The following is an 11,806-nucleotide window of genomic DNA, read 5'->3' as shown; positions in this document are numbered from 1 at the left end:
GGTCACGCGCGCGGGTCCGCCCAGGACACCATGTCACCCACACGAGTGACAGAAGCCCCCGGGCGGCCCCGCGCTACCCGTCTGCCCGGGCGGTCGCCAGGAGTTCCTCCGCGTGGGCCCGGGCCGTCTGCGAGTCCTCCTGCCCGGCGAGCATCCGGGAGAGCTCCCGGATGCGCTCCTCGCCCTCCAGGACCTTCACGCCGGAGCGGGTGACCGATCCGTCGTTGGTCTTCTCCACCAGCAGCTGCCGGTCGGCGAACGCGGCCACCTGCGGCAGATGCGTGACGACCACGACCTGCGCCGTCTTCGCCAGCTTCGCGAGCCGCCGCCCGATCTCCACCGCCGCCTTGCCGCCGACCCCGGCGTCGACCTCGTCGAAGAGGTACGTCGGCACGGGGTCGGTGCCGGCGAACACGACCTCCACGGCCAGCATCACGCGGGACAGCTCACCGCCGGACGCCCCCTTGGCGATGGGGCGGGGCGGCGCGCCGGGATGCGGGGCAAGCAGCAGCTCCACCTCGTCCACGCCCGACGGACCGTAGGCGACCGTGCGCCCGTCCACCTCGACGCCCTCCGGGTCCTCGGTCTGCCGGATGTCGAACGACACACGCGCGTGCGGCATGGCGAGCGAGGCCAGCTCGGCGGTGACCGCCGACGCGAACCGGTCCGCCGCCTCCGTCCGCGCGTCCGTCAGCTCCTGCGCCAGAGCGCCCAGTTCCGCGCGGAGCGCGTCCCGCTCGGCGGTGAGCTCACCGGTCCGCTCGTCGTCGCCGTCCAGTTCGGTCAGCCGGGCGGCGCCCTGCTCGGCCCATGTCAGCACGGACGCGATGTCCTCGCCGTACTTCCGGGTCAGCGCGGTGAGCGCGGCCCGGCGCTCCTCGACCGCCGCCAGCCGCAGCGGATCGGCGTCCAGGTCGTCGGCGTACCCCGCCAGCTCCCCGGCCACGTCGCGCAGCAGGATGCCGACCTCCCCGATCCGGTCGGTCAGCGCGGCCAGCGCCGGATCGTGCGCCCGTACGGCCTCCAGGGCCCGCTGGGCGCCCGCGACGAGCGTGCTCGCGTCGACGGACTCGGGGTCCTCCGGGTTGCCCGCGAGCGCGGCGTGCGCGACCGCGGCGGCGGACGCCAGTGCCTCGGCGTGCCCGAGCCGCTCCGCCTCCTCCGCCAGCTCCGCGTCCTCGCCGGCGCGGGGCTCCACGGCGGCGATCTCCTCGAGCCCGAAACGCAGCAGGTCGGCCTCCTGGGCCCGCTCACGCGCGCGCGTCGTGATCTGCTCCAGCTCCGTGACCACGGCCCGCAGCCGCTTGTACGCCTCGGCGTACTTGCCGAGCGGCACGGCGACCGCGTACCCGGCGTACCGGTCGAGCGCCTGTCGCTGCCGGGACAGCTTCAGCAGCCCCTGCTGGTCGGTCTGCCCGTGCACGGCCACGAGGTCGTCGGCGAGCTCCGCGAGCAGCCCCACGGGCACACTCCGCCCGCCCAGGTGCGCCCGCGAGCGCCCCTCGGCCGACACGGTCCGGCTGACCAGCAGCGTCCCGTCGTCCAGCTCGGCCCCGGCCTCCTCGGCCCGTACGACGGCCGCGGCGCCCGCGGGCACCGCGATCCGTCCCTCGACCACCGCGCTGCGCGCGCCGATCCGCACCAGGGCCGCATCCGCGCGTCCACCGAGCAGCAGGCCCAGGCTGGTGACCACCATGGTCTTGCCCGCACCCGTCTCACCGGTGACGGCGGTGAAGCCGGGCGACAGCTCGACGACAGCATCGTCGATCACTCCGAGCGACCGTATCCGCATCTCCTCCAACACGAACTAGACCTTACGAGGTCCAGCCCGGGAAGTGCGACCGCCCCACCCTTGTCACGAAGGGAGGAGCAAGTGGCTCAGGGGCGCGACGAACTGCGCGAACGACCACATTCGACCCGCGCCCGCCCACGCCGCGGAACCACCCCATCGAGAGGGCTAATGCGGCGCCCCCCGCCACCCCGACACGGGCAGAGCGAATTTCGCGACCAACCGGTCGGTGAACGACGCATGGTGCAACCGGGCCAACCGCACCGGCACAGCCCCCCTCCGCACCTCCACCCGCGCCCCCACCGGAAGCTCCACGGTGCGCCGCCCGTCGCACCACAGCACCCCCGGCGGGACGTGCGGCAGCATCTCCACCGCCAGCACCGAGTCCGGCGAGGTCACCAGCGGCTTGGCGAACAGCGCGTGCGCCGAGATCGGCACCAGCAGCAGCGCCTCGACCTCGGGCCACACCACGGGCCCGCCGGCGGAGAACGCGTACGCCGTCGACCCGGTCGGGGTCGCGCAGACGATGCCGTCGCAGCCGAACCCGGTGACCGGCCGCCCGTCGATCTCGAGCACGATCTCCAGCATCCGCTCGGCGGACACCTTCTGCACGGCCGCCTCGTTCAGCGCCCAGTCGGTGTGCACGATGTCGCCGTTGCGGTGCACGACGACATCGACGGTCATCCGTTCCTCGACCTCGTACGCCCGGCTCACCACCCGGTCGACGACCTTGTCGAGGTCGTCGCGCTCGGCCTCGGCGAGGAATCCGACGCTGCCGAGGTTGACGCCCAGCATGGGCACCCCGGAGGCGCGGGCGAACTCGGCGCCGCGCAGCAGCGTGCCGTCGCCGCCCAGCACGATCAGCAGTTCACAGTCGTCCAGGCACTGCGGGGTGGCCTCCTTGACGGTCTCCACGTCCTCGGGGAGCGGCAGGTCGCGGGCCTCGTCCTCCAGGACCCGCACCCCCAGCCCGGCCCGCAGCAGTCCTCTGACCACGAGTTCGGCGCTGCGGATGGCAGCGGGCCGGCCGGTGTGGGCCAGCAGGAAAACAGTACGAGCTCGGTTCTGCGTCAACGCGGCCCCTCCGCCACAGCACGGTCGGCTTCCGCGGGATCCAGTTCCGGAGCACCGGCCCGCAGCCACAGAAAGTATTCGACGTTCCCGGAGGGTCCGGGCAGCGGACTCGCCGTCACGCCCTGCGCTCCGAGTCCCAGCTCCCAGGCCTTCGCGGCCACTCCCCGCACGGCCTCGGCGCGCAGGTGCGGGCTGCGGACGACTCCGCCGCTGCCCAGCCGTTCCTTGCCCACCTCGAACTGCGGTTTCACCATCATCACCAGGTCGGCGTCCGGTTTCACGCACCGCTTCAGGGCGGGCAGTACCAGTCCGAGCGGGATGAAGGACAGATCCCCCACGACAAGATCCACAGGCTCCCCATCGATGATCTCGAGCGTCAACTCGCGTACGTTCGTACGGTCCTTGACGGTGACGCGTTCATCGTTGCGCAGAGACCAGGCGAGTTGTCCGTATCCGACGTCCACGGCGACCACGTGCGCGGCCCCGGCGCGCAGCAGTACGTCGGTGAAACCGCCGGTGGAGGCGCCGGCGTCCAGGGCCCTGTGCCCCTCGACGACGAGGCCCCGGGGCATGAAGGCGTCGAGGGCGCCGGCCAGTTTGTGGCCGCCGCGCGAGACGTAGTCCGGGTCGCCGGCGTCGTCGGTGACGACGATCGCGGCGGCGGTCTCCACCTGGGTGGCGGGCTTGGTCGCGACCGTCTTGCCGACGCTGACCCGGCCGGCGGCGATCAGCTGGCTGGCGTGCTCGCGCGAGCGCGCGAGTTTACGGCGGACCAGCTCCGCGTCGAGACGGCGGCGTGCGACTCCTGCCACGTTCGGTTCAGCTCCTGTGTCCGTGGTTCGACGGGGGTCCCGGGCGGGTGTCGAGCGCGGTGAGCGCGTCGCGCAGCCCCCGGTGCACATTTTCGTACACCTCGACGTGGCCGTCGGTGGCGAGGTGGTCGGCATCGGCCAGCCGCCGCACCTGGGCGTCGATCTCGGGGTGGCCGGTGGGGGTGCGCGGCACGTTCAGGGGGGCGGGGGCCGCGGGGCCGCCGTCGTCCTGGGGCGGCGCCTGTCCGGGCTCCGTCTCCGGCACTGCGTCGTTCATGCCCCGACGCTATCGCGAACGGCTGCGGTACCGTCGTCCGCGATGGCCACGATCGAGGAGTGCCGTGCCGCACTCGACAAGCTTTCGGACAGCATGCGGGGCGCCGAGGGGGATGTCCGCGCGGCCGCGGCCATGGACCGCTCGGTCAGCTGTCACATCACCGACCAGGACGTGACGTTCGCCGGCCGGATGACCGGCGGCCGCATCGAGGTGCGCGACACGTTCCCCGGCCCGCCGCGCGAGAAGGCGCAGATACGGCTCGCGATGACGGGCGACGACCTGCTGGCCCTGGTCGACGGCGAACTGCACTTCGCGAAGGCGTGGGGTTCGGGCCGGGTGCGGCTCGAGGCGGGGCTGCGGGACCTGTTCCACCTCAGAAAGCTGCTGTAGCGCTCACTTCATGGCTCCGGCCTTCTCCGCTGCGCCCCTCGCCCGTGCCCCGCGGGCGGCCGGCACCACCAGCGGGGTGCCGGTCTCGGGGTCGTCGATGACCTGGCAGCGCAGCCGGAAGACCTCCTCGACCAGCCCGGCGGTGACGATGTCCTTCGGCGCGCCCTGGGCGATGACCCTGCCCTCGCGCAGGGCGATGAGGTGGGTGGCGTACCGGGCGGCGTGGTTGAGGTCGTGGAGGACTGCGACGAGGGTCCGCCCGTGCTCCTCGTGCAGGTCCGCGCAGAGGTCCAGTACGTCGATCTGGTGCTGGATGTCGAGGAAGGTGGTCGGTTCGTCGAGCAGCAGCAGCGGGGTCTGCTGGGCCAGCGCCATGGCGATCCACACGCGCTGGCGCTGACCGCCGGAGAGCTCGTCGACGTAGCGGTCCGCGAGTTCGGCGATGCCGGTCCGGGCCATGGACTCCTGGACGACGCGCTCGTCCTCGGCGGACCACTGGCGCAGCAGTCCCTGGTGCGGGTAGCGGCCGCGGCCGACGAGGTCGCCGACGGTGATGCCGTCGGGCGCGATCGACGACTGGGGCAGCAGGCCGAGGGTGCGGGCCACCTTCTTGGCCGGCATCGACTGGATGACCTGCCCGTCCAGCAGGACGCGTCCCGCGTGCGGCTTGAGCATCCGTGACAGTGCCCGCAGCAGGGTCGACTTGCCGCAGGCGTTGGGGCCGACGATCACGGTGAAGGAGTTGTCCGGTATCTCCACCGACAGCTGTTCGGCGATGACCCGCTGGTCGTAGGCCAGGGTGACGTTCTCGGCGGACAGTCGGTTCACGGTGCTCCTTCGGTGGTTCAGTGTGCTGCCGGTGCCGCTCATATCCGGCCCGCCCGGCGTTCGGTGACCAGCAGCCACAGCAGATAGACGCCGCCGAGCACGCCGGTGACCACGCCGACGGGCAGCTGCTCGGCGCCGAACGCCCGCTGCGACACCCAGTCGGCGGTGACCAGGAGGGCCGCGCCCATGCACAGCGAGGCGGCCAGGTTGGGGCCGGGCGCGCGGGTCAGCCGGCGGGCGAGCTGGGGCGCGGTGAGCGCGACGAAGCTGACGGGTCCGGCGGCGGCGGTCGCGGACGCGGTGAGCAGCACGGCCGACAGCATCAGCAGCAGCCGTACGCGCTCCACGCGCACGCCGAGGGCGTACGACACGTCGTCGCCCATCTCCAGCATCCTGAGCCCGCGCCCATGGGCCAGCACCAGCGGTACGAGGACGGCGCACAGGGCGAGCAGCGGCCAGACCTGGTCCCAGTCCCGGCCGTCGAGGGAGCCGGTCATCCAGACGACCGCGCGGGCGGCGTCGACGATGTCGGACTTGGTGAGCAGATAGCCGTTGACGGCCGTGACGATCGCGGAGACACCGATGCCGACCAGGACGAGCCGGTATCCGTGCACGCCCCGCTTCCAGGCGAGCGCGTAGATGGCGAACCCGGTCACCAGCCCGCCGGCCAGCGCGCCGAGGGCGACCTGGCCCGCGGTGCCGGAGAACAGCACGATCACCGTGAGGGCGCCCGCCGTCGCCCCCTGTCCGAGGCCGAGCACGTCGGGGCTGCCGAGCGGGTTGCGGGAGATGGACTGGAACAGCGCGCCGCCGAGCCCGAGGGAGGCGCCGACGAGCAGTCCGACCAGGACCCGGGGCAGCCGCAGTTCGGTGACGATGAACTCCTGGCCCGCGTTGCCCTCGCCGACGAGGGTCCTCAGCACGTCGCCGGCCGGGATCGGGAAGTCTCCGGTGCCGATCAGCACCACGCTCGCGGTGAGCGCGGTGAGCAGCAGCACGACGACGACGGTGAGGGCACGCACGTCGAGCCGGACCGAGAGGCCGCCGGGACTGCGCACCGCGCGGTTGGTCTTCACAGCTGGGCCGTCCTCCGGCGTCGTACGAGAAGGATGAAGACGGGGCCGCCGAGGATCGCGGTGACGATGCCCACCTGGAGTTCGGCGGGCCGGGCCACGATCCGTCCGATGACGTCGGCGCCGAGCAGCAGCACGGGCGACAGGACGGCCGCGTACGGCAGGATCCAGCGCTGGTCGGGCCCGGTGAAGGAGCGCACGACGTGCGGCACCATCAGGCCGACGAAGATGATCGGCCCGCAGGCGGCGGTCGCGGCCCCGCACAGCACGGTCGCGGCGAGCATGGACAGCGCCCGGGTGCGGTTGAGGTTGGCGCCGAGCGCCTTGGCGGTGTCGTCGCCCATGGCCATGGCGTTGAGCGGCCGGGCGAGCGCGAGCGCGAGCAGGGAACCGGCGACGATGAACGGCAGGACCTGGACGATGGTCGAGTCGCTGCCAGAGGCAAGTGAGCCCACCGTCCAGAAGCGCATCCGGCCGAGCGCAGCGTCGTCGAGGATCATGATGGCCTGGAGGTAGCCGAACAGCGCCGCGCTGATGGCCGTACCGGCGAGCGCCAGCCGCACCGGTGTCGCGCCGCGGCTGCCGCCGAGGAACCACACCAGCGCGCCGACGGCGGCCGCCCCGAAGAAGGCGAACCACACATAGCCGGACAGTGAGGTGACGCCGAAGAAGGTGATGGCGGTGACGACGGCGGCGGACGCGCCCGCGTTGATGCCGAGCAGTCCGGGATCGGCCAGCGGGTTGCGGGTCAGCGCCTGCAGAACCGATCCCGCAAGTCCGAGCGCTGCGCCCGCGAGCACACCGAGGACGGTGCGTGACAGTCTGTCGGCCACGACGACGTCGCCGTAGGTGCCGGAGTCCTCGAACAGGCCGTGCCAGACCTGCTCCAGGGACAGCTCCTTCGCCCCGATCGCGATGCTCGCCAGCGCGACGAGCGCCAGGAGCACGAGGGAGGCGAGCAGCCCGAGGGCACGTACCGCCCGGCGGCTCGGGGGCGCGGCGGCGGTCTCCGCGCGCTGTTCTGGGGAACTCTCGACCAACACGCGGTTAGGTTAGCCTACCCTCCCAATCGATCACGATCCCGAGCCCTCGGGCGGCGAGGGGCGTTCCCGGTCTCACAGCCCCAGCCGGGCCAGCGCCTTCCCGCCGTCCAGTGTGCACTCACCGTCCCCGGCCGCCGTCCACGCCGCCGCGCACAGCGCACGCAGCCCGTCCAGGGCACCGCCCTCGCCGTCCAGCTCCAGCTGCCCGGCACCGGCCCGCGCCGTCCAGCCGGCGCAGCGGAACCCGTCGTCCGCGGGGGCGACCTCCGGCTGGCCGGTGAGCATCCCGCGCAGATCGGCGTCCACGTACGTCGGCCGGTGCCGCGGCGGCGCGGCCAGCAGCTGGGCGCCGTCCGCCACTCCGGTGAGCACCAGCAGCGAGTCCACCTCACCGTTGAACGCGCCCTCGATGTCCGTGTCCAGCCGGTCCCCCACCACCAACGGCCGCTCCGCGCCCGTGCGCAGGATCGTCTCCCGGTGCATCGGCGGCAGCGGCTTGCCCGCGACCTGCGGCTCGGCGCCGGTGGCGATCCGTACGACCTCCACCGCCGCGCCGTTGCCCGGGGCGATGCCCCGGCCGCTGGGAATCGTCAGGTCGGTGTTGGACGCGAACCACGGCAGCCCGCGCGCCACGGCGTACGACGCCTCCGCGAACCGTCCCCACGCCATGTCGGGCCCGCCGTACCCCTGGACGACCGCGACCGGATCGTCGTCCGCCGACTCCACCGGAACCAGCCCTCGTTCGCGCAGCGCCACCCGCAGGCCCTCGCCGCCGATCACCAGCACCCGGGCGCCCTGCGGCACCTGCCCGGCGACGAGCCGCGCGACCGCCTGCGCGGAGGTGATGACGTCGCCCGCGTCCGTGGGTATCCCCAGCTCGGTCAGATGCGCCGCGACGGTGTCCGGGGTGCGCAGGGCGTTGTTGGTCACATAGGCGAGGCGCATCCCTCCCGCACGGACCGTGGCGAGCGACTCGACCGCGTGGGCGATCGCGCTCCCGCCCGCGTACACCACACCGTCGAGGTCGAGCAGCGCCGTGTCGTACGCCTCGCTCAGGGCCTGCCCACTGCCCTCGGGCCTCGTCCTGACGCTCCGGCTCATTCCGCATCGCTCCTCGTTCGACGGCTTTCCCCCGATCATCCCCCATGCCACCGACAGCCGTACGATGCCGGGATGAACACTGCAGGTCACTCGACGGCAAAGGCGCCCCGGGGCCTGGAACTCACCCCGTTCCGCGGCCTTCGCTACGACCCCGACCGGGTCGGCGGCCTCGCCTCCGTGACATCCCCGCCGTACGACGTCGTCGTCCGCCCCGACGGCCTGCACCACCTCCAGTCCGCCGACCCGCACAACATCGTCCGGCTGATCCTGCCCGAGGCCGACACGCCCGAGGCGCGCAACGCCCAGGCCGCCGACACCCTGCGCCGCTGGCGCGCCGAGGGAGTCCTGACCGCCGACCCCGAACCCTGTCTGTACGTCTACGAACAGCGCGACGGCGACGGCATGGTGCAGCGCGGCATCATCGGCGCTCTGCACGTCTCCGACCCCGGCGAGCGACTCGTCCTGCCGCACGAGGACGTCATGCCGCACATCGTCGCCGACCGCGCGGAGCTGATGCGGGCCACGTCCGCGAACCTGGAACCGCTGCTGCTCACCTACCGGGGGGACGAGGGCGACGGGCGGGTGGCCTCCACCGCCGCCCTGATCGAACGCACGGCAGGGCAGCGGCCCCTGCTGGCGACCACCACGGAGGACGGTTTCCACCACCGCCTGTGGTCCGTCACCGACCCCGCCGACCTGGCCGCGATCCAGGGCGAACTCGCCGGTCATCAGGCTCTCATCGCCGACGGCCACCACCGCTGGGCGACGTATCGCCGCCTCCGCGCGGAGCACCCCTCCCCGAGTGCCTGGGACCACGGCCTGGTCCTGCTGGTCGACACGGCCCGCTATCCGCTGCGCGTGCGCGCCATCCACCGGCTGCTGCACAGCCTTCCGGTCGCGGACGCCGTGGCCGCGCTCGACGGCCTGTTCCGCGTCCGGCGCGTCGACGCGCCGCTCGCCGGGGCGATGGACGTCCTGGGCGGGGCGGCCTCGGCGGGCAACGCCTTCCTGCTCGCCGGGGACGGCACCTTCCATCTCGTCGACCGGCCCGACCCGGACCTGCTGGCCCGTACGGTCCCGTCGGACCGCCCGGCGGCGTGGCGCAGCCTGGACGCGACGGTCCTGCACGCCACGCTCCTCGACCAGGTGTGGCGCGTGCCCGACTCCCCCGCCCACATCGCGTACATCCACGACACGGCCGCCACGGTCGAGAAGGCGGAACGCGACGGCGGCACGGCGGTCCTGATGCATCCGGTGCGTGAGGACGTCGTCCGCGATCTGGCCCGGCAGGGGGTCACGATGCCGCGCAAGTCGACGTCGTTCGGCCCGAAGCCGGCGTCGGGACTGGTGCTGCGCGCGCTGGACCTGTGACGAAGGGGCGGGCCTCCGGAGAGACCCGCCCCTTCGTTCCGTTCCCCGCTGCGGACGTCAGTCCTTGTCGTCCTCGGGCGCCGTGGTGTCTTCGGCCTCGACGGCCTCATCGGTCTCGTCCTCGACGAGGGCGTCCATGAACTCGACGCCGTCCAGCTCGGCCAGCCGGTCGGAGGCGTCCGTGCTGCCGTCCCGGTCGGCCTCGACGGCCTTGGCGAACCACTCCCGCGCCTCGTCGCTGCGGCCGGCCGCGTGCAGCGCGTCGGCGTAGGCGTAGCGCAGGCGTGCGGTCCACGGCTGGACGGAGTGGGACGCCAGCTCGGAGCTCTGCAGCGTCACGATCGCCGCGTCCAGCTGGCCCAGGTCACGCCGGGCACCGGCGGCGACGAGACGCATCTCGACCTGCCCCGCCTTGTCCAGCTTCTGCACCTCGGGAGCGCCGGCCATGTCCAGCGCCTTCTCCGGCCGTCCGAGTCCACGCTCGCAGTCGGCCATGAGGGGCCAGAGCTCCACGGTCCCGGTCATCCGCCGGGCGGCCCGGAACTCGGCGAGCGCCTCGGCGTACTTCTGGTTCGCGTACGCGGCGAACCCGGCGGCCTCCCGTACGGCGGCGACACGCGAGGCCAGCCGCAGGGCCACCCTGGAGTAGCCGTAGGCGCCCTCGGGGTCCTCGTCGATCAGCCGGGCGACCATCACCAGGTTCTTGGCGACGTCCTCGGCGAGCGTCTTGGGCAGGCTCAGCAGCTCCTGCCGTACGTCCTTGTCGATCTCCTCGCCGGTGACGTCCTCCGGGATCGGCAGCCGCTTGATCGGCTCACGGTCCCGGTCCCGCTCCTCACGGAAGCGCCCGCCACCGTGCCGGTCGTCGCGCCCACGGAAACCTCCGGGACGTCCGCCCCGGTCGTCCCTGCGGGGCCCACGGTCGTCCCGGCCACGGAAGCCACCACGGTCGCCGCCGCGGCTGTCGTCCCGCCGGCCGAAACCGCCACGCTCACCACGATTGTCGTCGCGCCGGAAACCACCGCGGTCACCACGGTCGTCACGCCGGTCACCACGGTCGTCACGCCGGAAGGTCGGGCGGTCACCGCGGTCGCCTCGGTCATCGCGACGGAAGGAGGGACGGTCGTCCCGGCGGTCGTCGCGGCGCTCGCCTCGGTCGTCGCGACGGAAGGAGGGACGGTCGTCCCTGCGGTCGCCACGGTCGTCACGACGGAAGGCCGGACGGTCACCGCGGTCGTCCCGTCGGTCATCCCTCCGCTCGTCACGACGGAAGGGAAGGGCGGTCGTCCCTGCGGTCGTCGCGGCGGAACGAGGGGCGGTCGCCACGGTCGTCACGACGCGGCCCGCGGTCACGGTCGCGGTCGTCCCGACGCGCGTACCCGCCACCGCGGTTGTCGAAGGGCGGTCGTCCCTGCGGTCGTCGCGGCGGAACGAGGGGCGGTCGCCACGGTCGTCACGACGCGGCCCGCGGTCACGGTCGCGGTCGTCCCGACGCACGTGCCCGCCACCGCGGTTGTCGTCCCGGCGGAAGCCACCACGCTCACCGCGGTCATCGCCTCGCCGGTCATCACGGCGGTCGTCACGACGGAAGCCACCACGGTCGTTGTCGCGGCGGAAACCGCCGCGATCCGCGCTCCGACCGCCACGGTCACCACTGTCCCGTCGGCGCTGGTCGCGCTCCGGTCGGTCGTCGGGAGAGTTGGTGGACATCGGTGACTCCTGTCTTCGGTACTGCAAGCATAAATAAAAAAAGGACCCCTGGTCCCAGCTCCCACAGGGTCCCCCCTGCAGTACCATCGGCGCTGTAAGGCTTAGCTTCCGGGTTCGAAATGTAACCGGGCGTTTCCCCTACGCTATGACCACCGAAACCCTAATGGTTTCGAGCGAACAAGCACACTTTTCTTTTGTCTGTTCTGCTCAAAGCCGACAACGGTCGTTGTCTCAGAACTAACACAGTGGACGCGAGCAACTGAGGACAAGCCCTCGGCCTATTAGTACCGGTCAACTCCACACGTTACCGTGCTTCCATATCCGGCCTATCAACCCAG

Annotated in this window: 12 protein-coding genes and 2 rRNA genes; 3 read left to right on the top strand and 11 right to left on the bottom strand. The window is 72.6% G+C overall.

The genetic code is table 11. The annotated features are described in order from the left end of the window. Positions 1–73: 73 nt before the first annotated feature. The 4 genes from recN to IF28_RS0131175 all read right to left on the bottom strand — a co-directional run bounded on the left by recN (position 74) and on the right by IF28_RS0131175 (position 3,952). Complete coding sequence (gene recN, locus IF28_RS0131190; protein WP_030227341.1) at positions 74–1,792, bottom strand: DNA repair protein RecN; 1,719 nt, start codon at positions 1,790–1,792, stop codon at positions 74–76. 165 nt (positions 1,793–1,957) lie between these two features. Next, complete coding sequence (locus IF28_RS0131185; RefSeq protein WP_030227339.1) at positions 1,958–2,863, bottom strand: NAD kinase; 906 nt, start codon at positions 2,861–2,863, stop codon at positions 1,958–1,960. Further along, a complete protein-coding gene (locus IF28_RS0131180; RefSeq protein ID WP_030227336.1) occupies positions 2,860–3,675 on the bottom strand; it encodes a TlyA family RNA methyltransferase in 816 nt (271 codons plus the stop codon). The genes IF28_RS0131185 and IF28_RS0131180 overlap by 4 nt, the downstream gene beginning before the upstream one ends. Positions 3,676–3,682: 7 nt before the next feature. Continuing rightward, positions 3,683–3,952, bottom strand: a complete 270-nt coding sequence (locus IF28_RS0131175) for a hypothetical protein (RefSeq protein ID WP_030227334.1) — start codon at positions 3,950–3,952, stop codon at positions 3,683–3,685. Positions 3,953–3,994: 42 nt separating this feature from the next. On the opposite strand from IF28_RS0131175, the gene IF28_RS0131170 reads away from it, so the two are divergent. Further along, positions 3,995–4,342: a sterol-binding protein gene (locus IF28_RS0131170; RefSeq protein WP_030227327.1), complete on the top strand. Its 348-nt coding sequence runs from the start codon at positions 3,995–3,997 to the stop codon at positions 4,340–4,342. Between the two features lie 3 nt (positions 4,343–4,345). Here the strand turns inward: IF28_RS0131170 and IF28_RS0131165 are convergent, their stop codons facing one another. The 4 genes from IF28_RS0131165 to IF28_RS0131150 all read right to left on the bottom strand — a co-directional run bounded on the left by IF28_RS0131165 (position 4,346) and on the right by IF28_RS0131150 (position 8,387). Next, positions 4,346–5,212, bottom strand: a complete 867-nt coding sequence (locus IF28_RS0131165) for an ABC transporter ATP-binding protein (protein ID WP_030227325.1) — start codon at positions 5,210–5,212, stop codon at positions 4,346–4,348. Beyond that, on the bottom strand, positions 5,209–6,246 hold the full coding sequence (locus IF28_RS0131160; protein ID WP_030227323.1) for a FecCD family ABC transporter permease: 1,038 nt from the start codon (positions 6,244–6,246) through the stop codon (positions 5,209–5,211). The genes IF28_RS0131165 and IF28_RS0131160 overlap by 4 nt, the downstream gene beginning before the upstream one ends. Continuing rightward, complete coding sequence (locus IF28_RS0131155; RefSeq protein ID WP_030227322.1) at positions 6,243–7,286, bottom strand: FecCD family ABC transporter permease; 1,044 nt, start codon at positions 7,284–7,286, stop codon at positions 6,243–6,245. Before IF28_RS0131155 ends, IF28_RS0131160 begins: the two co-directional genes overlap by 4 nt. A gap of 72 nt (positions 7,287–7,358) precedes the next feature. Continuing rightward, positions 7,359–8,387 (bottom strand): HAD hydrolase-like protein, encoded by a 1,029-nt coding sequence (locus IF28_RS0131150; RefSeq protein WP_030227321.1) that lies wholly within the window; start codon positions 8,385–8,387, stop codon positions 7,359–7,361. 72 nt (positions 8,388–8,459) lie between these two features. Between IF28_RS0131150 and IF28_RS0131145 the strand changes: the two genes are divergently transcribed. Continuing rightward, on the top strand, positions 8,460–9,758 hold the full coding sequence (locus IF28_RS0131145; RefSeq protein WP_030227319.1) for a DUF1015 domain-containing protein: 1,299 nt from the start codon (positions 8,460–8,462) through the stop codon (positions 9,756–9,758). 57 nt (positions 9,759–9,815) lie between these two features. Here IF28_RS0131145 and IF28_RS38910 read toward each other — a convergent pair whose 3' ends face one another. After that, positions 9,816–10,559: a tetratricopeptide repeat protein gene (locus tag IF28_RS38910; RefSeq protein ID WP_199809063.1), complete on the bottom strand. Its 744-nt coding sequence runs from the start codon at positions 10,557–10,559 to the stop codon at positions 9,816–9,818. 696 nt (positions 10,560–11,255) lie between these two features. Here IF28_RS38910 and IF28_RS40045 point away from each other — a divergent pair. Continuing rightward, entirely contained in the window at positions 11,256–11,474 is a 219-nt protein-coding gene (locus IF28_RS40045; protein ID WP_030227317.1) for a hypothetical protein, read from the top strand. Positions 11,475–11,511: 37 nt separating this feature from the next. Here the strand turns inward: IF28_RS40045 and rrf are convergent. Beyond that, positions 11,512–11,625 (bottom strand): 5S ribosomal RNA (gene rrf, locus IF28_RS0131130). Positions 11,626–11,729: 104 nt separating this feature from the next. Then, positions 11,730–11,806, bottom strand: a 23S ribosomal RNA gene (locus tag IF28_RS0131125); the annotation flags it as partial.

This window comes from Streptomyces sp. NRRL WC-3626 (assembly GCF_000718785.1).
Classification (GTDB): domain Bacteria; phylum Actinomycetota; class Actinomycetes; order Streptomycetales; family Streptomycetaceae; genus Streptomyces; species Streptomyces edwardsiae.
The sequence above is the reverse complement of the archived record's forward strand: the minus strand, read 5'-3'. Positions and strand labels throughout refer to the sequence as shown.